Source organism: Pseudomonas jilinensis, from assembly GCF_003586265.1.
Taxonomy (GTDB): Bacteria; Pseudomonadota; Gammaproteobacteria; order Pseudomonadales; family Pseudomonadaceae; genus Halopseudomonas; species Halopseudomonas phragmitis.
The window spans coordinates 125,414-144,240 of the sequence record NZ_QJSA01000005.1 but is presented as its reverse complement, the minus strand read 5'-3'; the positions used below and the strand labels follow the sequence as shown (position 1 = coordinate 144,240).

The following is an 18,827-nucleotide window of genomic DNA, read 5'->3' as shown; positions in this document are numbered from 1 at the left end:
TCTTTTTGTAGAAAGCTCCCTTTGGGCCAAGTGTAGTGCAACATCAGCCCTTACCACGCAAACACCCCCGTACCAACCGGCACGGGGGCTGCGTCATTAATCCACGGCATCCCTGCCGCACGGATTCAGATCAGTCCTCACAGTTAGTGCAGACAGCGATCATCAAGCCATTGAGAGCAAGGTCGGTTCCGCTGATCAAATGGTTGAGCACAATAACCCGGCTATCAGCCCGAACAAAGCCGCTGGCACTGAACTCATCATCACCCAGAGTCCCGCTCAGGCTGACCGCACCGCTATCAAGCGTCATCGACAAACCGCCAGGATTGACTGGAACATGAGCGCTACCGCCCCCCAGACCAGCAGGCGTCACTACCTGGGTCAGCAAACTGGCACTGAGGCTCGGCTGACCCTGTTCATCAAAACTGAGGCTGCCGCTTTGGACCCGATGCATGCCCAGCTCACCCGCGTCGGCATTTAGACCAGCAGCGATCAGCCGGTAGCGCTTGCCGGCAAGGACATTGCTGTCAGCCAGTTTGAGACCAAGCAGAAACTGCGAGTTACCCCAGCTCTGCTCCAGCCAGCCACCGGCTGTCAGTACCGCCTCCATATCCGGATGGCGCGAGCCGGTCACAAAGGTCAGGCCATCTTCAGCCAACCATCCCTCGCTGGGTATTTCATCTTCACTGTCCAGGATCAAGGCACCATTGCTGGCCAGAATATAGTCAGCGGTTGCACACTCATCTTCAGTTTCAGTTGTGATACTGGTACCACCAGCGGCCAGATTGCTGAAGGTATAGCGAGCCAGCGGCTCACAGAAGCTGACGTTACCGGCACCATCAAACTCAGCTTCAAGCAGGTAAGTACCAACATCAAGGAAGGCACTGCCAACCGTGTTTTCACTGTCCACCGCCAGCTCGATCATGCCATAGCGGCCAGTCAGAGCCGGCTGGCTCGCAGCCTCGCGGATCAACACTTCCAACCCTGCGTTCAGCACCTTGACCACGACGCTGTTGTCGCCATCCAGCACTTCACGGGTTGAGAAGGATGCACCGATCAGAGTGCTCAAGGGCGACGCTGCCGGCCCGGCAGCCAGCAACCGTGAGGCCGCCTCGAACTCCCGGTCGGTACAGTCATTGGACTGGGTTACACAGTAGAAATCCGGGCCGTCAGGCATATCTTCCTGATCATAAGGCCCAAATTCCTCGAACTCCGGCATAAGGATGCCGCGCCCATCCAGCGACAGAGTGCCGGAATCCGGCTCATCATCCGTCCAGCCACGGAACAGCACCTCAGCATTGGCGCCCATTTGATGCACAAACTCGGTTGTCAGTTCGCTCTCGGACACCACCTGGAACTCAACAGTGTCACTGCCGAAGGTCAGTGTCGGACTGCCAGTGAAATCCCCGGTCAGATAACCCCCGCCGCCGAACTTCTCGTCGCCATAGAGGCCCAGGGAAAGACCATGAACATTGAACTTGCCTGAGGCTGCAGTAGCGCTCGCGCTCGCTGGCGGGGCGGTTGCATTGTCCAGCAGTTCCTCAACAGCAGCACTAAGTTGTTGCCCGACCAGATCAAGCAGATCATCGGTACTGCTGGCACTGTAGATCGCCGCCTCGATCGCCGCCGCGACCTCCGGATCTTCAGCAATAGCCCGTACCTGCTCGATAACTTCGTCAATTTCATCCAGCGTCAACTGATCAAGTTCAGCAAGCCGACTGGCAATCTGTTGCGTGACCAGCGTGGTAACGGGGTCCATGACCAAACTTTCACCATTGGCCGGTACACGCAGGCTGACGCCAGGAGAAACGCCAGGCACGTTACCCAGACTGACTTCCAGATAGGTATCCGTGGCTGGGCCATGCTCACTGGATATCTCGTAGGTTGTCCCATCCTGCTCGACGCTGATTTCCAGCTCTTCATCGTCGCCTTCTGCACTGTAGCGCTTGAGACTGAAGTCTCCAGGCTGCACGCTGTCAACCAGTTCAGCCAGTGCCTGGCCGATCAGACTATTGATCACCCCACTGAGTACCAGCTCCAGGCGGCCTTGCGGGAGCGCGGCCACGGTGTTGCTGTCCGGCACATCAACGGAAACCACATAGGTGAAACTGGTAGAAGGCTCCGGCGTTGCCGGGCCCTCATTGCTGGAACGGTTCGATGACGAACCTCCGCTGCCGCCGAAGCAGCCGGCAAGCACCAGAGCCGATGAAACTGCGACGGCCAGAGGCCACTTGTTGAAATGGCGCATGAACAACTCCCTTTCTGGTTATGATCAACACCACGACCATAGGACACATGGCACAGTGCAACCATACCTAGAATTGGGGAGCCGGCCTTGCAGGCGCTATGGCGTCAAGGTATCTGACTATTAAGGCGCCAGCCGTTCACGCAGCCAGCCTCCATCGTTGCGGCGATAGACCAGCCGATCATGCAGCCGGCTTGGCCGGCCCTGCCAGAACTCGATCAGCTCGGGCACCAGCCGATAGCCGCCCCAATGGGGCGGGCGCGGCGGGAGAGTATCGGCATACTGCTCCTGTAGCCCGGCAAGCTTTTGCTCCAGCACTTCACGATTGGCGATTACCTGGCTTTGCGGTGAAGCCCAGGCGCCCAGCCGGCTACCCAGCGGGCGGCTTTGATAGTAGGCATCGGACTCCTCGGCACTGATGCGCTCGACCCGCCCCTCGATCCGCGCCTGACGCTCCAGATCATGCCACCAGAAAGTCATCGCCGCCTGCGGATGGGACTCCAGTTGCTGGCCCTTGGCACTCTGGTAGTTGGTGAAGAACACGAAGCCGCGCTCATCGAAGTCTTTGAGCAACAGGGTGCGCAGATGCGGCTGACCCTGCTCATCGACGCTGGCCAGCATCATTGCATTGGCTTCGGTACGCTCGACCTCGACAGCCTGGGAAAACCACTGGGCAAACAGGCGGAAAGGCTCGTCGGGGGCCTGGCTTTCCAGCAGGCCATCACGGGTATATTCACGACGCAGGTCGGCAATGCTCGGTTTCATGCAACAAGACTCCTGACAATTATGCGTTCATGCTAGCAGCACAACCCAAGCCGCTGCATTGATCCCAAGCAAGCCTCGCTCAGTCAAGCTGACGCAAACAGCGATACACCTCTCGACTCAAGGCCAGCGCCCGCGGGTCCATCAGCACGTAAGGGCCCATGGTGTTGGTCACATAACCGAACCCGACCTGCGCCTGCGGATCACAGAATCCCAGCGCGCCACCGGCACCGGGGTGGCCCCAGGCCTGCGGCCCCATGCCGAAACCACCACCCTCATAATCCTGTTCGAGCATGACCCCCAAACCAAACCGGGTCGGCGCCAGCAGCGTGCAGTCCATCCCCTGACTATGCTCCTGCGCCATCAACCCGACCAGTTCACTGTCGAGCAGATGCACGCCATCCAGATTACCTCCGTGCGCCAGTACCTGCCAGAAGCGCGCCAGCGAGCGGGCATTGCCGGTACCGTTAGCAGAGAAGATCTCGGCCTGCTTCCACTCGCGGGTATTGGTGCTGGTCATCATGCTCGACGGGTTGCCAAAGGCCTTGGCGGCCAGACTGTCGGGTTGGCCCATAGCGGCAAACAGGGCCCGGGCGTATTCATCGCCGTATTGATTGCGCAGTCGCGAGACATGGGCCACCCGATCCAGCTCGGCATCTGGCACCCCAACGAAGAAATCCATACCCAATGCGGCGCAGATATGCTGATTGATATAGGCTCCGGGGCGCTGCCCGCTGACCCGGCGCAAGGGTTCACCCAGCAGCCAGGCATAGCTGACCGGCGCGTAGCCATGGGCACTGCCGGGCGTCCACCAGGGCTCCTGCTGCTCAAGCGCAGCGACCATCGCCTGCCAGTCGAACAGTGCCTCCGGGGGCAGCGGTTTGGCCACGGCGGACAGAGCCGAACGGTGGCCCAGCACCTGACGCAGCGTCACCGCCTGTTTACCGGCGGCGGCAAACTCCGGCCAGACCTCGGCCAGCGGGCTGTCCAGCCCGATGCGTCCAGCCTCGACCTGCTGCAACAGCGCGACCGCGCCCAGCGGCTTGGTGCAGGAAAATACATTGACCAGGGTGTCCTGTTCCCAGACCTGACTGTTGTCCTTGTCCATCACCCCCTGCCACAGGTCCAGCACGGTTTCGTTGCCAACCGTTACGCACAGCGCCGCGCCACGGGCCTGAGGGTCAGCCATCTGCTCGGCGAACAGCTCTCGAACGGAGGCAAAACGCGGATCGAAATAACCCTGGGGCATGGTCATACAGCTTCCTTTATCGATTGTGTTCCAACCAGAGATAAGACGGCATAAGGTAGCAGCTCTGCAACGTCACTTAACAAGCTGAATACCTGTGTATGCCGCTCACTCGATCTCGCGGCGAAACGGCGGCAGTGCATTGAGAATCGCCTTGCCATAGCGCTGGGTCACCAGCCGCCTATCCAGCAGGGTGATCACGCCGCGATCCTGCTCGGTACGCAGCAGCCGGCCACAGGCCTGCACCAGGCGCAGACAAGCATCAGGCACGGCGATCTCCATGAACGGGTTGCCGCCATTGCGCTCGATCCACTCGCTGAGCGCGGCCTCGACCGGATCATCCGGCACCGCAAAGGGAATCTTGGCGATCACCACATGTTCGCAGTAGCGCCCCGGCAGATCGACCCCTTCGGCAAAACTGGCCAGGCCGAAGATGACGCTTGGCTCGTCCTTGTCGACCCGGGCCCGATGCTGACGGATCAGTTCCTGCTTGGACAGATCGCCCTGGACCAGTACCCGGGGCCGGAACTCGGCAGGCAAGCCGGCGAATACCTCGAGCATCTGCCGCCGCGAGGAGAACAGCACCAGGCTGCCCCGGGCGTCCTCGAGCATGACCGGCAACTCACGAATAATCGCCGCAGAGTGCCCGCTATTGTCCCGCGGGTCAGCGCCGATATCCGGAATCCGCAACACCCCGCAGTCGGCATGCCGGAACGGGCTCGGCGCCAGGGTGCAGACCGCACTTTTCGGCAGCCCGGCACGGTGGCTGAAGCGGTCGAACTTGCCCAGCGCGGTAAGCGTGGCCGAGGTCACCAGCGCAGCAAAGGCGCTATGCCACAGGTATTGACGCAGAGTGTCGGCGGCCAGAATCGGGCTGACGTGTACCTCGATATCATTGGTCTCAGTCAGGGTCAGCCAGCGCGCGGTCGGCGGCTTGCCTTCGGGATCGACCAGCGCGAACTGGGTCCACAACGTCCAGTTGCCCTCGGCCCGCGCCAGCAGCGCACCAAACAGCGGATACCACTCCTCGGCCTGGGTCTGATGCACCCCGACTGTCTCGCCATCCATGGCTTCTTTGAGAATATCCACCAGCCGTTGCAGCAGATCAGTCAGCCGGCCGAAACCGGCCTTCAGCTCGCCGGCCAGTTCGCGCAGATGCTCCGGCACCTCACCGTGCTCAAAACGGTGCTGCGGACGAATCTGCCCGGAAAAGTCTTCGGCACTGGCAAAGTCCGCCACCTCGGTCAGTGCCTGCTGCATGAATTGTTGATGCGGGCGCAGATCCTTGGCCTGGGCCGGCACCTGCTCCAGCAGACGGCCAAAGTCACCCGGCAGCGGATGCTGGGCCAGCAGTTTGGTCAGGTTCTTGTCCAGTTGATCGAGCCAGTCGGCGGTAGCCGCCAGCCGGGTATGATGAGCGAAGTGAGCGATCGCCTTGTCCGGCAGATGGTGGCCTTCATCGAAGATATATAGGCAGTCACGCGGATCAGGCAGGATGGCACCACCACCCAGCGCCAGGTCGGCGAGCACCAGATCGTGGTTGGTAACGATCACATCGACCTTCTGCACGCCCTCGCGGGCCTTGTAGAACACGCACTGATTGAAGTGCCCGCAGCGGCGGTTGGTGCACTGGATATGATCAGTGGTCAGCCTGGCCCAGTCCTGATCCTCCAGGGCCTCTGGCCAGGAGTCGCGCTCGCCATCCCATTTGTTGCTGGCCAGGGCCTCGACCATGCGGGTGTAGAGCTTGAACCCGGCCTCATCGATCTCGATATTGAAACCTTCCTCAGCAAACCCCTGCTGCCGGCTGGCCAGCGCCTGGTTGTCCTGCAACAGGTGATCGAGCTTGGACAGACAGACATAGCGGCCGCGCCCCTTGGCCAGGGAAAAACGGAAATCCAGCCCGGCATTGCGCTGAATATCGGGCAGATCCTTGAGCACGATCTGCTCCTGCAACGCCACAGTAGCGGTAGAAATCACCAGCGGCTTGCCCAGATGCCTGGCAATCGGAATACCGGCCAGACAATAGGCCACGGTCTTGCCGGTTCCAGTGCCTGCCTCGACCACCGCAACTGCTGCCTCGCCGGCCCGGTGACCCTCTTCGTCCAGCTCAACCCCGCCAAACAGCTTGGCCACCTCGGCAATCATCACCCGCTGGCCGTAACGCGGCTTCAGCGACTTGTTTTCCAGGAAGGTGCGATAGGCCGTCTGGATCTGGCCTTTGAGATCATCGTTCAGCATGCGGGCTCCGAAGTGCAGCGCCGATGATAACATGGCCGGCCAGCGGTACGCGGCTCTGAACCTGCGCGACCAGCGTGCTTGTGCTAACCTCCCGATTCCATACTCGCGCCGAAACACCAATGACCACTCCCACTACTACCCTGCTGTCGATCCTCGATCACTACCGCCCCGAGCGCCTGCTGTGCGTCAGCGCCGAGCCGGTACCGGCAGCGCTGGCCTATTGCGAGCAGCATGACGACTGCCAGCGCATCGACACCAGCGAAGTCCCGCTATCGGCCGAACTGCTTAACTGCCGCTACGATCTGGCGATCATTGCCGACCAACTCGAACGCCTGGAGAAACGCCAGGGCATCGAACTGCTGGCCGGACTGCGCAACCTGTCGGTCAGCCGTTTGGCGGTACTGGTCGACATGCAGGCCGCCAGCGCCTGGCAGGACACCGACTTCTTTGGCCTGGCCCTGCAACGTCAGGCCAGATTCGAACAAGACGGGCGCAGCCTGACACTGTTCACCTATGATCTGGCCGAATACAAACCAGCCCCCGACTGGCTGAATTCAAAGTACTGGGCTAACCCGCAGAACTTTGGTAAGTACTGGTGGTAATGATGTCCGACAACCCGCTCTGCCCCTGCGGCAGCCAGCAAAGCTATGCCGAGTGCTGCCAAAGCTGGCATCAGGGCCTGCCGGCGCCCAGCGCCGAGAAGCTGATGCGTTCGCGCTACTGTGCCTATGTGCTGGAGCTGATCGATTACCTGGTGGCCACCACCCTGCCCGCCCAGCAAGCCTTGCTGGCCCGCGAGGCGATGAGTCAATGGAGTCGGGACAGCCAGTGGCTGGGGCTGGAGGTCGAACAGGTGGTAGCTGGCGATGCCCGCGGACAGGTAACCTTCATCGCGTACTGGGCCGACCCTGACGGCAGCCGCCACAGTCACCGTGAATGCTCGGATTTCGTCAACAAGGCCGGACACTGGTACTTCATCGACCCCAATCACCCGATCAAGGCCGGACGCAACGAACCTTGCCCCTGCGGGTCTGGGCGCAAGTTCAAACAGTGCTGCTGCGTCTAAAGGAATACTGATTAAATCAATTCCAGTGCAGGCCCAATTGTCGCTGACCGGGCTACTGAGCTTATGTGCAATTAATCAGTATTTCCCAAAGAAACCATCAATCCTTCAATTTCAAGTGGCTGGTATCCGGTGCGGGTGGCGGCTCGGGCTTCTGCATTTCGCCCATATCACTGCCCACCGGCGCCAGACTCAGGGCCGACAGGTCCAGCGGCAAGGGTGTGTGCGAGCTGTATTCGTCCTGCAGATCCGCGCCCAGTGGGGCAATACCAAAATCCGGGGCCTCGACATCACGAAAAGCGGCCATGAACTCATCACGCGGAGCCGGGCCGCGGCTTATCGGCTGCTCAGGCTGAATTTGCGGCTGTGGCTGTGGCGCGGATTCGCTGGCCGATGGCGCCACATCCAGTGGCGGCTCAACCTGGCACAGGGCGCCAGCCCGTTCAATTGCCTGCTGATACTTCTGCGCGGCAGCCGCATCCAGCCCTTGCTTGATGACAATCCGGCGACCGGAAAACAGCACATCCAGTTGCGCCTCACCCACCTGAAACAGTTGACCAATTCGCTGGCGCGCCTCGACCGGAGACACCCCAGGGCTGAGCCGGCCCTGAAAAATGATCTGAAATTGCGACATGATGTCACTCCGTTTCAATCAATTAGGGTTAGTATGGACATCCAACGACTGCACTACAACTTTCACTACAGCAGTCGCCATGGACCGGGAGAATGATATGCAACGCCGCGTTGTCCTTCCCATGATGGCCGCATGGGCCCTGCTTGTACTTCAGGGTTGCGCCAGCCTGGGTAGCAGCTACGAGAAACCGGACGTACGTCTGGCCAATGTGGAAATGCTCAGAGCCAATCTGTGGGAGCAGACCTTTCGGTTACAATTGCGGGTGGATAATCCCAATAGCCGGCGCCTGCCAATACGCGGCATGCGCTATCAGGTCTACCTCAACGATGTACGCCTGGCTACCGGTGTCAGTGACAATCACTTCACCGTACCGGCCTACGGTTCGGAACATTTCGATCTGACCGTACGTTCGAACCTGTGGCGACACCTGGGCGACCTGACCAAGCTGGTCGATGGACGTCAGCCGATTCGCTACCGGATCGAAGGGCATATCCGCACCGGCCTGCTATTTGGCTCAACCATCAATCTGTACGAAGACGGGGTGCTGGACCCTGCCCAACTGAGTTTTTGAAGATATGTCGATGGGGTATTGGCTGGCCCTGGCGGGGCTGGTTATCGTAGTAGCGCTGGCGGTCTACGCCGGCTATCTGTGGCGCCAGGTCTGGCAACGGCAGCAACAGCGCGCCAGACTGGATCAGGAGCGTGACCAGCGTCTGGCTACAGACATCCGCTTTATTGCCGAAAGCATGGCCAACGATCAGGCGCCGATGATCGAAGGCTGCATCCGGATCAAGGTCCTGCTGGACAACTATCACGGCCCACGACGCCCGGAACTGGATGTGGAAGTATTCGAACTGGTCTACGACGCCACCGCCCATATCCCCACCCATCAGGCCTGGAAAGATCTGAGCCGGGCCGAGCGCCAACTGCACCAGCGCCATATGGACCATCTGGAGCAGCAATATGGCGCTCGCGTCGCGCTGGCAGTGAAGCAGTTGAGCCAAGGCCTCTAGCCCTACAACCTTTCAAGGTTTAGCGAGCTAGAGCCCTGCTAGGCAAAAACAGGCGAGGAAGCGGAGTTTACGCGTTGTAAATGAGCATTCCGAGCCTGTTTTTAACAACGCAGGGCCGACGCGCAGCAAACCGTGGCCGGCTATCAGACGACCGAGTTCCCACCATCCACCGCAATCGCCTGACCACTGACGTGACGTGAGGCTTCCGAAGCCAGGAACACCGCGGGCCCCTTGATGTCGTCTTCACCGCCAATACGTCCCAGCGGAGTGCCCTGCTTGATCATCTCACTGACCTTGTCCAGCCCCTTGGCCAGCTTGGTCGGGAAATAGCCAGGGCAAATGGCATTGACATTGATGTTGTAGGGTCCCCACTCACCAGCCAGCGCTCGGGTCAGATTGATCGCCGCCGCCTTGCTGGTGTTGTAGGCCACTGTATGAACGCCGCTGTTCGGGCGATTACCCTTGAATCCAGCGATCGAGGCAATATTGATGATTTTGCCCGACTGACGCGGGATCATGAACCGGCGCGCGACTTCCTGTGCCATCAAGAAGCACACATCGACATTCAGGGTCATGACCTTCTGCCAGCCTTCATAGCTGTGCTCAGCTGCCGGCTGGCCCCAGGTGGTACCGGCATTGTTGACCAGAATATCGATGGTACCAAACCTGGCCTCCACCGCATCGACCAGGGTCTGGACCGGATTAGTGTCCAGCTTGCCCAGGTCACAGGCGATACCGGCAGCCTCGATACCCTTGGCATTGAGCTCGGCAACCACACTCTCGACCTCGGCACCATTGCGCGCACTGATAAACACTTTGGCACCCTGCTCGCCAAATGCTTCGGCCATCTGCAGGCCCAGGCCCTTGGTACCACCGGTGATCAACGCGACCTTGCCGGTCAGATCGAACAATTGCTTGACGTTCATGGCTATCCTCTTGTGTCTGGTGATGGTGACTGTGCCTGCATCATAGCCAGTGCCCGGCAGCAGACCGACCATCAGTCATCCGGGTGATGGGCCAACCCCGTTCGGTGTTATCATGCCGGCCCGATTCGCCAACCCTGGACCAGCCATGGCCGAGCATGATTTTCGCCGCAGCGTACTCAACCCATCGCACACCCTGATCGAGTGCCGCACCCTGGCGCCGGGCCTGTATCAGGTCACCGGTCAAGGCGGTGGCGTGCAACCGGGCGACCGGCTGATCTGTACGGTTAAAGGTAGCCGAGACCTGCCGTTGCCGCTGCAGGTCGACAAGATCCGCTATCTGATCAACCCGCCCGGGCAGTGGACCGCAACGGCCAAGGGCCCGGATCTGCGCAATCAAGTGGTGCTGGGCTGGTCGATTCAGTGTGACGACTGCGGCCGCGAACAGGCCTTCGAATTCCTCGCCGCCGAGCAGGATGGCCTGGAACAGCGCACCGCCAAAGCGGTACAGCGGATTGCCGAACTGGGCTGGCGGCCACGGGGCGACAACCACCTGTGCCCCAAGTGCGTTAGCAAGTAATCCCCTAGAACAACAGTAACTGCTCACCCAGCGGGCTATGGGCATTGTCCAGCCGCACCCCGACCCCAATCAGCCGCACTGGCCGGGCACCCCGGGCAAACGCCTGGATACAGAGATCGCGGTAGCCCTCGGGCGTTACCGGTGCACCGGCCTGTTCCAGAGTGGTTTGGGTGAAGTCGTGAAACTTGAGTTTGACGAACGGCTTGCTGACCCGGTACTGACCTTCCAACCGGCCCAACCGCTGGGCCAGCTTGTCCAGCAAGGGCGGCAAGGCGTCCAGGCAGGCCGCCAGATCCGGCAGATCCTGATCATAGGTATGCTCGACACTGACCGACTGGCGCCGGCTTTCCACCACCACAGGGCGCTCGTCGATACCGCGCGCCAGTTCCCATAACCGCTCGCCAAAGCTGCCGAATTCACGCACCAGATCAGCCTTGCGCCAGAGCTTGAGCTGGGCGCAGGTGTCCACGCCCAGATTGTTGAGACGCTGGGCAGTGACGCGCCCCACCCCATGCAGGCGCTCCACCGGCAACGCTGCGACAAAGGCTTCCAGCTCATCCGGCAAAACGACCTTGAGCCCGTCGGGCTTGTTCCAGTCGCTGGCGATCTTGGCCAGGAACTTGTTTGGCGCCACGCCGGCAGACACGGTAATGCCCTGGCTGTCACGTACCCGCTGGCGGATTTCTTGCGCCATCAGCGTTGCACTGCCCTTGCAGACCTGACTGTCGCTCACATCCAGATAGGCCTCATCCAGCGACAAGGGCTGAATCAACGTGGTGTAATCAGCGAAGATCGCCTGGACCGCCGCCGACACCTCGCGGTAGACCGCCATCCGCGGCGGTACGATCAACAGGTCAGGGCAGAGTTTTTTGGCATAGGCCGAGGCCATTGCCGAACGGACCCCGTAGGCCCGGGCTTCGTAGTTGCAGGTAGCGATCACCCCACGCTTGCCTGGATCACCACCAACCGCCAGTGGCCGGCCGCGCAGGCGCGGGTCATCACGCATTTCGATGGCCGCGTAGAAGCAGTCACAATCAACATGGATGATCTTGCGCACAGCACAGGTCCGAACCGAAAGTTACACGAACGCCAAGTGTACCCCGTTCAGGCCAGTACCACCCGATTTCGCCCGGCACGTTTACCCTGATAGAGCCCTTTGTCGGCCCGGCGAATAGTGTCCCGAATGGTTTTTTCATCATCCTGAACCCGAGTAACTGCAAAAGTAGCGGTCAACGGGTAATCGCGGTCACTGCTCAACAACAAAGGAGACTGTTCCAGCGCCTGGCGTAGCCGCTCAACCATACAGCCGGCCTGCTGCTCATCGGTATCGGGCAGCAGCATGATGAACTCCTCGCCGCCAAAACGCCCCAGGACATCGGACTGGCGCATGTGCCGGGCAAACAGACTCGCCACATGCCTGAGTGCAGCATCTCCGGCGTCATGGCCAAGCTTGTCATTCAAGGCTTTGAAGTGATCAAGGTCTGCGATGCACAGACACATCGGCGAGTTCTGCCGACGGCAACGCTCACGCTCACGGACAAACAGCATTTCGTATTGGCGTCGATTGAACAACCCAGTCAGCGGGTCAGTGGTCGCCTGGCGTTTGAGTTCAAGCTCCAGCGCCTCGCGCCGCTCGATCTCAGCCTTGAGTTCACGATTGGCCTCGGCCACTTCGGTATACAACGCGAACTCATGGCGCTGCACCAGTTGCAGACGCAGGGCCGCAACAAAACCTACCACCACCGGCAACATCAGGATGAACGACACCCCGACCAGCAATCCAGTGGAAAGCCCCGTGAGCGCCAGGCAATAAAGAGTACCGGCAATACCGAACAACGCCGCCAGCAAGGTCGGATATACCCGGCTGGGAATGAAGATAAACATGCTGATCAGCATGATCAGGGTCACACCGATGTTCCAGATGACGATATCCGGACGAGCAAAGTAGATCAGAAAGAACAGGACGAAGCCCAACGCCTCCAGAGCGGTTACCGCATAACCGGTGGTGGCCAGCTCCGGCCGCTGGCCGAGTCGCCAGGCAAACGCCAACAGCAAAGCCGCCTGCAGAATGCGGGTGGACATCAGTACCAGGAAGCCGTCACTCCAGCCCAAGTCCAGGTAATCAAGCCCGCCAAACAACAACAGCAGAATCGCCCAGACCAGCACGGCCACTCGCAAATGCCGCACCACAGAGCGCTCGATATGCCTGCGAAACGCCTGTTCAACTTCCGGCTCGACGAACTCTCCACGCCAGGTAGAGAGCTGATATGAGAGCGCAGCATCTGTTTCTGCCATACACCCCTGCCCCGCAATGCCAGCATTATTATTATGTGTATCACTATTAAACAAAATTACATGAATGCCAAGCATAAAGCACAATGCCGATAATGCCAATTTGGCATCACATAATTTCCAGCTGACCCACCCGCCTTAGCACAGGAAAAAATCTTTTTTCATCAGACGCTTGACAGTTATTCGCGAATGCGTAGAATGGCGCCCTCTGACGCGGGGTGGAGCAGTCTGGTAGCTCGTCGGGCTCATAACCCGAAGGTCGTAGGTTCAAATCCTGCCCCCGCAACCAGTCATACAGCCCCTGGCCCCGATTGCTATCTGCAATGCGGGGCCAGTTGCTATCTGGGCCCAAATTTGCGGGCCTCTCATAAGCATTTTCACTGGTCCAAGTATCTCGCTGACAGCGTGACGCGCTTCGGTTGGGCTTGCCTGCAGCGCGCTTTCCAAATTCACCAGCAGTTCCTTGAATGCCTTACCTGTATCCAGACTGGGCCCGCTTGATGCACGGACGACCTGAATCTCATCCTTGATGGTTTGCAACTCGCGCTCCACCGCACGGATCCGCTGACCAATGGCAGTGCTAAGCCCCAACTGAGCAATCGCGTCAACCAGCCGCTGCAGCTCTTCCTGCAACTCCTGACGCCGCTGCTCTAAAGCTAAGACCTCACCATGGCCACCAAGGCGCTGCAGGCGTTCCTGGACCAGGCTATCAAACAGCGCCACCGCATCGTCGTTAAGCAGGTCATCACGAATCACTGACAGCAGCCGGCGCTCAATGCGCGGTCGCGATATGTTGAATCCAGGGCACACTGTTGGCCCCCTGTCATGAGCATTGCCACAACCATAGCGCTTGCTGCCTCTCAAGGTGAGTGGCCCATCACAATGGGGGCATCGAATGGTGCCACTAAGCAAAGCGGTAAGTGGTCGCCGGCTGGGTTTAAGCCCGTCATGCTTCCGGCCCTGATCCAGACGGGTGCGGACCCGTTGCCATGTCATCGGATCAACAATCCGCAACTCGGGAATATCAACCTCGCGCCACTCATTGCGTGGCCGATCGACTCGGCGGCGCTTGCCAGTATCCGGATCCTTGATCCATTGCGAGCGATTCCAGGTGTACCGGCCTATATAGAGGGTATTGTTGATAATACCGGAGCCCTTGACCGGGCTACCGTAGATCGCAGATACGGCCCAACTGGACCCACGCGGTGACGGAACGCCCTTCTCATTCAGGTCATAAACGATATGCCTGTAGGCCCGGCCCTTGGCTACCTGCTGGAAGATCCAGCGGACCCAGTGGGCCTCAAGCTCATTGATGACATAACGGCTACCGCTGTCATCCCGCACGATGTCATAGCCGTAAGATTTCCCGCCGGCGATATAGCCACGATCAATCTGGCCATGCAGACCCCGCTGAGTCTTGTGGCGAAGGTCATCCAGGTACAGCTCATTGATCAAGCCCCGCACACCACGCATGACCTTGCGCCCCTGGAAATGTGAGTCATAGCCGTCAGCCAGGCACATGATCCTGACACCACGATGCTCCAATCTGCGGACAATGGTTTCCTGCTCGACCTGGTCACGAGCCAAGCGATCGAGTGACTCCAGTAGAAGTACTTCAAACCGGCCAGCGAGCATATCCGCCAACAAGGCCTTTCCACCCGGGCGGCTACTGACTTTTGTGGATCCTGACATGGCGGTGTCGGTGTGAATGGCAACCACATGCCAGCCCTCGCGCTGAGCGCGGGACTGGCAGTTGTTCACCTGATCGTCAAGGGATGTCTCGCTTTGCTTGTCCGAGCTGAAGCGAGCGTAGATCACTGCTCTCATGGGGTTGGGGTCTCCTTTGTTGTTCCTGCATCCAGCGATCGACAGCCAGATCCGCCAGCAACTCAATCATGCGAACCTGGCCCGCCGACAACCGGGCCGGTCTATATTCCCGGTTTTTCATGCCGAATGCTCCTGCATCCAGTCTGCCCGGCGTTGCCATTGCCGGCGCATTTCCTCAATCAGCCGGTTGGCGGCGACACTGCCGCGCTTCTCAGTGATCATGGCTGCAAGTACTGCCACCCGATCTGGCGTGTTGTAACCCTTGCGCAGCCAGGTACGCGCTTCGCTCTCCAGCAGCAGTAGGCGCACTGACAGCGGTCGCGTCGAAGCCTCAGTGCTGCTACCCTTCCCAGCGCCGCTGCTTTGAACTTCATCCCGCATGGGGTTCTCTCCTTTGGTGGTGGCCGGCCCCGGTGAGTTGCCGCTCCCGGGGCCACCTTTCATGCCTTCGTCAGCTTGCGCTGGCGACGCTCTACAGCTGTTTTCACCGTCTTCTGCAGATTCGGCACCGCCAGTGCTGCCTCACACTGTGCTGCTGTGAAGCGCACAACCATGGCCAGGCGGTCTTCAACGGTGACTGATTGATAAGGGCGGCCATTGACCATGCCGGTGATGAATGGATTGGCGTGCTCAGCCATACTCACCCCCTCCCCCAACGCTTGATAAGCCCTGCCAGATCGCTGTACCGTTCTCGATCAGTTCATGCACCTCACGCTCAGGTGACCAGTCCATGGCCAGCACAGCCAGACAATCGTTGTGCAGGTCCTGGTCCAGGGCGCGCAGCTCTGTCAGGCAGAAGGGAAAGTCGGGCCCGTTATAGAGGCCCAACAGGAAGCGGCCAACCACCGCGCTTTGGCCGGTATCTCGCTGAGCTACAGTGACCAGCCTGGCCAGCGCAGGCAGGCCTGAACGGCGAACGGCATCACGTTGACGCTCGATCAATTGCACACGCTGATAGAAGTCGCGCCCCCAAGGCCCTGCATCTGCTGGGGGGGCCTCATTTACCTGTTGATTAAGCATGGTTCTCTCCTTTGGTGGTTATGCAGGCGTTGCCGCGCCTACTTTTTGAAGATCCAGCATTTCACCGTGGTCGGCCGGGGCCGGTCGAAGGGTGACTGCTGTCTCTTGTTCTGCTCAGCCCGGATTGCGCTGTGCACCGGGCGGTTGGAATCGACAAACTTGTGGCTGCGACTGTCTTTCAGCAGGCTGCGCAGCAGATTGAGCTCACCTAGCTGCTGACGGTGATTTGCCGCCAGCTTGGCGAACTCATTGAGGTTGATTGCAATGGTGTTGGGGTCCGTGCTGTGGTTCACCACCGGCCCCTCTTCCAGGGACTCCAAGAACTCGTACACTTCCCAGAACTCAGCTACCAGCGGGTGATCCGCATTGATTGCCTGCTGCCGCTCAATTGCCATGTGCTGCAAGGTGAGCTCCACCTCATCGCGCTGAGCCTGAGTCATCGGGGTCAGGTGTTGCAGACAATCGACCAGGGCCATCATCTGCGCGTGGTTCTTGGCAATGCGCTCGACACGGATCTCCTTCAAGCTACGCAGCCGGCGCTCGTACTCACCGACCTTAGCCTGGTAGGTGCCAAGAATCTGATCCTCCAGACGCAGCGCTTTGATCAGGTACTGGCTGACATCCTCGGTTTGCAGCAGGTTGAGATTGTCCGCTGCTGCCCGGCTGGCATCAGTGGCCACCGGACGTTTGAAATGCAGCTTTACGATACGGGTCTGAATAGCTTCAGACGCGGAAACATCAGCGTTCTGGCTGATAGCGATAGTGGCGCGAAAAGGCGGCTCATAGGTCTCGTTACCCGCGGTCTTCACCCCGCGGGTGCGCAGCGTGCCGCCACCATAGAAGTCCTTGAGCTCATCCCAGTCAAAACTGCGCGCATGGGCCCGATCGGGCTCGTTGCGGTCACCCTCGATCAGTACCACCGGCATACCTGACACCTGCCCCATCAGGCGCGAGCGCCCCGCCACCGATGACTTGCTGGGGTCAAAGCCCTCATAGTCACGACCAAACAGCTTCCACAGGAACTGGATCAAGGTGGTTTTGCCGGCACCAGCCTCACCGGTGGCCTCAAGGAAAGGGAAGGACTTGTACAGTGCGCGGATCTGCTCGGCAAACAGCGACCCGGTCCAGAACGCCAAAGCAATCACCCCCTTGGCGCCAAAGCAGGTCCAGAGCCAGTCGAACCACTCTTGACGGTAGCGGCTGTCGTCCAGGCTGACATCGAGCGGTATAGTCTTGAGCAGGCTTTTCAGCCGCAGCTTGCCGAACTCGAAGAAGTCCTCATCATTCACCTTGAACAACTGGCCCTTCTTCACCGCCAGATCACCCAGCACATAGGCCTGATGCTCTTTGCTATAGCCGATGTAATCGATGGTCTCTACAGTACGGATGCCATACAGCTGGTCCTGCATGATGCGATCGAGCTGCTGGCCGCTGCCGGTGAACACGGCGCCGGCAGCGATCGACAACAAGCGCTTCTTGAACTCGCTGGCGGCCGACACCTGGCCACCCGTGAAGGTGTTCTTGATGCTGCAGCCATCGTGCGGAAAGTCGACCCGGAAGTAATACCAACTCTCGTCGGTTACCTCGTTGCGCTGGAAATACAGCGCCCTTGGGTAGCAATTGGCGATTTGCACCACACTGCCGGACTGCTCCAGAGCTTTCTCGCGCAGTTGCGCGTCGGTCATGGCACGGATCTCGACGTGATCCGACTCCTGCAGGTCATTCATAGCCTTGTTGAACTTGCCCATATCCAGGCGGAACCAGTACAAGCGGCTATCGAACTCAAAGTGGAACTCATGCCGCTCGCGCCAGGTGTACATCAATAGGGCCTTCTCACTGGCCGTTTCCGCCAGCAGCAGGTCACCGTAATAGCGGTACTCACGGATATGCGCTTCACCCATGCGCTCGCGCTGATGCAGGTCGTTCCAGTCTTGCTTGCGCTCGCGTTGCGGAATCTGCGCGGCCACGCATTTCCAGCCAGACTCACGAGCCCGCTTTACCCACTTGCGGGTAAAGCGGCGCCCGGCCTTGTCACTATCCAGCGCCCACACCAAACGCGGACGCTTGGCACCCGCCTCATCACAGGCCTTGGCCAGCTCGGCCAGGGCCTTCTCAGGGTAGTTATTGCACGTCAGAGTGCTGACAGCGCTGGTGCTGTTATGCACCAAAGCGGTGGCATCGAAGATGCCCTCGGTGATCCACAGTTCATCAGCCTGCAGCAGGTCGACACAAGGCGGGCACCACCATTGGCCGTGATACTTCACCCCGTAGGAGAAGTTGGCCTTTTTCTTGCCGAAACGGTGCGGGCGGTCGATCAACCGCTCCCAGTACCCGCCACCTGGCAGAGCGAAGCGTACAGTCGCAGAACCGATTTGCAGGTCCCGGTCGTAGTAGTGCTCCTGGCTGTACCAACCCTGAATCACCTCTTCACGAAACCCGCGAGCGTATTCCAGATAGGCCCGCGCAGTGGCGGTTGGATTCTCCTGGCTTGGCTTGTAACGCTCGCTCCAGTCGTCGAAGAGGTCGTCGTACACGTCCTTGACATGCAGCTCGGCGCCGCACTTGTTCAGCCGGCCGCAACGCAGCACCCATGGGTGGTCGACATGGGTATACAGCTCCTTTTTGTGGCAGGTGGGGCACTCGCCACCCCGAATCCACTGGCCTTGCACCTTTTCCAGGCGATAGTCGCGGGCGATCCGGGTCAGGATCTCCCTGTGCAGCACGTTATCCATCAAACGCCCCTGGCGAGTGTGTGTGGTCTTTCAGGCGCTTGAGCGCGCCGAGCAGCTTGGTATTGGCGGCCAGATCCGGGCATTGGGCGAGGATGCTGGCCGGGCGCATGGGATGGGGAATGCTGCTGTAACGAGGCTTCCAGAATTCATCTTGGAAGCGCTGGCGGTGGATCTGGCGCAGCGCCTGTTCAAAGGCCTGAGCCTCTGCCTCGGTCAGTTCCAGTTCCAGCCGCAGCAACCCCATGGCATGCC

The 18,827-nt window shown here is 59.8% G+C and carries 19 protein-coding genes and 1 tRNA gene; 6 read left to right on the top strand and 14 right to left on the bottom strand.

The window, feature by feature from the left end:
* Positions 1-130: 130 nt before the first annotated feature.
* The 4 genes from C2846_RS07235 to dinG all read right to left on the bottom strand — a co-directional run bounded on the left by C2846_RS07235 (position 131) and on the right by dinG (position 6,491).
* On the bottom strand, positions 131-2,245 hold the full coding sequence (locus C2846_RS07235; protein WP_119701100.1) for a hypothetical protein: 2,115 nt from the start codon (positions 2,243-2,245) through the stop codon (positions 131-133).
* A gap of 120 nt (positions 2,246-2,365) precedes the next feature.
* A complete protein-coding gene (gene pdxH, locus C2846_RS07230; protein ID WP_119701099.1) occupies positions 2,366-3,007 on the bottom strand; it encodes a pyridoxamine 5'-phosphate oxidase in 642 nt (213 codons plus the stop codon).
* A 79-nt stretch (positions 3,008-3,086) separates the two neighbouring features.
* Positions 3,087-4,259: a serine hydrolase domain-containing protein gene (locus tag C2846_RS07225; RefSeq protein ID WP_119701098.1), complete on the bottom strand. Its 1,173-nt coding sequence runs from the start codon at positions 4,257-4,259 to the stop codon at positions 3,087-3,089.
* A 99-nt stretch (positions 4,260-4,358) separates the two neighbouring features.
* Positions 4,359-6,491 carry an ATP-dependent DNA helicase DinG gene (gene dinG, locus C2846_RS07220; RefSeq protein ID WP_119701097.1) on the bottom strand — a complete coding sequence of 711 codons (2,133 nt, stop codon included), beginning with the start codon at positions 6,489-6,491 and terminating at the stop codon, positions 4,359-4,361.
* Between the two features lie 119 nt (positions 6,492-6,610).
* On the opposite strand from dinG, the gene C2846_RS07215 reads away from it, so the two are divergent.
* Entirely contained in the window at positions 6,611-7,093 is a 483-nt protein-coding gene (locus tag C2846_RS07215; protein WP_119701096.1) for a DUF6231 family protein, read from the top strand.
* Complete coding sequence (locus tag C2846_RS07210; protein ID WP_338067859.1) at positions 7,093-7,557, top strand: YchJ family protein; 465 nt, start codon at positions 7,093-7,095, stop codon at positions 7,555-7,557. Before C2846_RS07215 ends, C2846_RS07210 begins: the two co-directional genes overlap by 1 nt.
* A gap of 97 nt (positions 7,558-7,654) precedes the next feature.
* Here C2846_RS07210 and C2846_RS07205 read toward each other — a convergent pair whose 3' ends face one another.
* Positions 7,655-8,188 carry a hypothetical protein gene (locus C2846_RS07205; protein WP_119701094.1) on the bottom strand — a complete coding sequence of 178 codons (534 nt, stop codon included), beginning with the start codon at positions 8,186-8,188 and terminating at the stop codon, positions 7,655-7,657.
* Between the two features lie 97 nt (positions 8,189-8,285).
* Between C2846_RS07205 and C2846_RS07200 the strand changes: the two genes are divergently transcribed.
* Complete coding sequence (locus tag C2846_RS07200) at positions 8,286-8,759, top strand: LEA/WHy family protein (protein ID WP_165443787.1); 474 nt, start codon at positions 8,286-8,288, stop codon at positions 8,757-8,759.
* Between the two features lie 10 nt (positions 8,760-8,769).
* Entirely contained in the window at positions 8,770-9,201 is a 432-nt protein-coding gene (locus C2846_RS07195; RefSeq protein WP_165443786.1) for a DUF2489 domain-containing protein, read from the top strand.
* Positions 9,202-9,344: 143 nt separating this feature from the next.
* Here the strand turns inward: C2846_RS07195 and C2846_RS07190 are convergent, their stop codons facing one another.
* Entirely contained in the window at positions 9,345-10,127 is a 783-nt protein-coding gene (locus C2846_RS07190) for an SDR family oxidoreductase (protein ID WP_119701153.1), read from the bottom strand.
* A gap of 145 nt (positions 10,128-10,272) precedes the next feature.
* Here C2846_RS07190 and C2846_RS07185 point away from each other — a divergent pair, with 145 nt between their 5' ends.
* Positions 10,273-10,704, top strand: coding sequence for a hypothetical protein (locus tag C2846_RS07185; protein WP_095623933.1), 432 nt, complete (start codon positions 10,273-10,275; stop codon positions 10,702-10,704).
* 4 nt (positions 10,705-10,708) lie between these two features.
* Here the strand turns inward: C2846_RS07185 and dinB are convergent, their stop codons facing one another.
* Positions 10,709-11,761, bottom strand: coding sequence for a DNA polymerase IV (gene dinB / locus C2846_RS07180; protein WP_119701092.1), 1,053 nt, complete (start codon positions 11,759-11,761; stop codon positions 10,709-10,711).
* Between the two features lie 47 nt (positions 11,762-11,808).
* Positions 11,809-12,999 carry a GGDEF domain-containing protein gene (locus C2846_RS07175; RefSeq protein WP_165443785.1) on the bottom strand — a complete coding sequence of 397 codons (1,191 nt, stop codon included), beginning with the start codon at positions 12,997-12,999 and terminating at the stop codon, positions 11,809-11,811.
* Between the two features lie 209 nt (positions 13,000-13,208).
* Between C2846_RS07175 and C2846_RS07170 the strand changes: the two genes are divergently transcribed.
* Positions 13,209-13,285: transfer RNA gene (locus C2846_RS07170), tRNA-Met, on the top strand.
* On the opposite strand, the gene C2846_RS07165 is transcribed toward C2846_RS07170, so the two are convergent.
* The 6 genes from C2846_RS07165 to C2846_RS07140 all read right to left on the bottom strand — a co-directional run bounded on the left by C2846_RS07165 (position 13,264) and on the right by C2846_RS07140 (position 18,819).
* A complete protein-coding gene (locus C2846_RS07165; protein ID WP_119701090.1) occupies positions 13,264-14,823 on the bottom strand; it encodes a recombinase family protein in 1,560 nt (519 codons plus the stop codon). The two genes, C2846_RS07170 and C2846_RS07165, sit on opposite strands and share 22 nt — an antisense overlap.
* Before the next feature lie 117 nt (positions 14,824-14,940).
* Positions 14,941-15,204: a DUF7696 family protein gene (locus C2846_RS07160; protein ID WP_240638164.1), complete on the bottom strand. Its 264-nt coding sequence runs from the start codon at positions 15,202-15,204 to the stop codon at positions 14,941-14,943.
* Positions 15,205-15,263: 59 nt separating this feature from the next.
* The gene (locus C2846_RS07155) at positions 15,264-15,461 is read right to left on the bottom strand and encodes a hypothetical protein (protein WP_119701089.1); all 198 of its coding nucleotides are present in this window, start codon (positions 15,459-15,461) and stop codon (positions 15,264-15,266) included.
* The gene (locus tag C2846_RS07150) at positions 15,454-15,843 is read right to left on the bottom strand and encodes a DUF7673 family protein (RefSeq protein WP_240638163.1); all 390 of its coding nucleotides are present in this window, start codon (positions 15,841-15,843) and stop codon (positions 15,454-15,456) included. Before C2846_RS07150 ends, C2846_RS07155 begins: the two co-directional genes overlap by 8 nt.
* 38 nt (positions 15,844-15,881) lie before the next feature.
* Positions 15,882-18,575 carry a toprim domain-containing protein gene (locus C2846_RS07145; RefSeq protein ID WP_205890123.1) on the bottom strand — a complete coding sequence of 898 codons (2,694 nt, stop codon included), beginning with the start codon at positions 18,573-18,575 and terminating at the stop codon, positions 15,882-15,884.
* Positions 18,568-18,819 carry a hypothetical protein gene (locus C2846_RS07140; protein WP_119701088.1) on the bottom strand — a complete coding sequence of 84 codons (252 nt, stop codon included), beginning with the start codon at positions 18,817-18,819 and terminating at the stop codon, positions 18,568-18,570. Before C2846_RS07140 ends, C2846_RS07145 begins: the two co-directional genes overlap by 8 nt.
* Positions 18,820-18,827 lie beyond the last annotated feature (8 nt).

Bases quoted from the DNA above. Each gene is read 5' to 3' on its own strand.
- C2846_RS07235 (WP_119701100.1), bottom strand. From the start codon at position 2,245: ATGCGCCATTTCAACAAGTGGCCTCTGGCCGTCGCAGTTTCATCGGCT.
- pdxH (WP_119701099.1), bottom strand. From the start codon at position 3,007: ATGAAACCGAGCATTGCCGACCTGCGTCGTGAATATACCCGTGATGGC.
- C2846_RS07225 (WP_119701098.1), bottom strand. From the start codon at position 4,259: ATGACCATGCCCCAGGGTTATTTCGATCCGCGTTTTGCCTCCGTTCGA.
- dinG (WP_119701097.1), bottom strand. From the start codon at position 6,491: ATGCTGAACGATGATCTCAAAGGCCAGATCCAGACGGCCTATCGCACC.
- C2846_RS07215 (WP_119701096.1), top strand. From the start codon at position 6,611: ATGACCACTCCCACTACTACCCTGCTGTCGATCCTCGATCACTACCGC.
- C2846_RS07210 (WP_338067859.1), top strand. From the start codon at position 7,093: ATGATGTCCGACAACCCGCTCTGCCCCTGCGGCAGCCAGCAAAGCTAT.
- C2846_RS07205 (WP_119701094.1), bottom strand. From the start codon at position 8,188: ATGTCGCAATTTCAGATCATTTTTCAGGGCCGGCTCAGCCCTGGGGTG.
- C2846_RS07200 (WP_165443787.1), top strand. From the start codon at position 8,286: ATGCAACGCCGCGTTGTCCTTCCCATGATGGCCGCATGGGCCCTGCTT.
- C2846_RS07195 (WP_165443786.1), top strand. From the start codon at position 8,770: ATGGGGTATTGGCTGGCCCTGGCGGGGCTGGTTATCGTAGTAGCGCTG.
- C2846_RS07190 (WP_119701153.1), bottom strand. From the start codon at position 10,127: ATGAACGTCAAGCAATTGTTCGATCTGACCGGCAAGGTCGCGTTGATC.
- C2846_RS07185 (WP_095623933.1), top strand. From the start codon at position 10,273: ATGGCCGAGCATGATTTTCGCCGCAGCGTACTCAACCCATCGCACACC.
- C2846_RS07175 (WP_165443785.1), bottom strand. From the start codon at position 12,999: ATGGCAGAAACAGATGCTGCGCTCTCATATCAGCTCTCTACCTGGCGT.
- C2846_RS07165 (WP_119701090.1), bottom strand. From the start codon at position 14,823: ATGAGAGCAGTGATCTACGCTCGCTTCAGCTCGGACAAGCAAAGCGAG.
- C2846_RS07160 (WP_240638164.1), bottom strand. From the start codon at position 15,204: ATGCGGGATGAAGTTCAAAGCAGCGGCGCTGGGAAGGGTAGCAGCACT.
- C2846_RS07155 (WP_119701089.1), bottom strand. From the start codon at position 15,461: ATGGCTGAGCACGCCAATCCATTCATCACCGGCATGGTCAATGGCCGC.
- C2846_RS07150 (WP_240638163.1), bottom strand. From the start codon at position 15,843: ATGCTTAATCAACAGGTAAATGAGGCCCCCCCAGCAGATGCAGGGCCT.
- C2846_RS07145 (WP_205890123.1), bottom strand. From the start codon at position 18,575: ATGGATAACGTGCTGCACAGGGAGATCCTGACCCGGATCGCCCGCGAC.
- C2846_RS07140 (WP_119701088.1), bottom strand. From the start codon at position 18,819: ATGGGGTTGCTGCGGCTGGAACTGGAACTGACCGAGGCAGAGGCTCAG.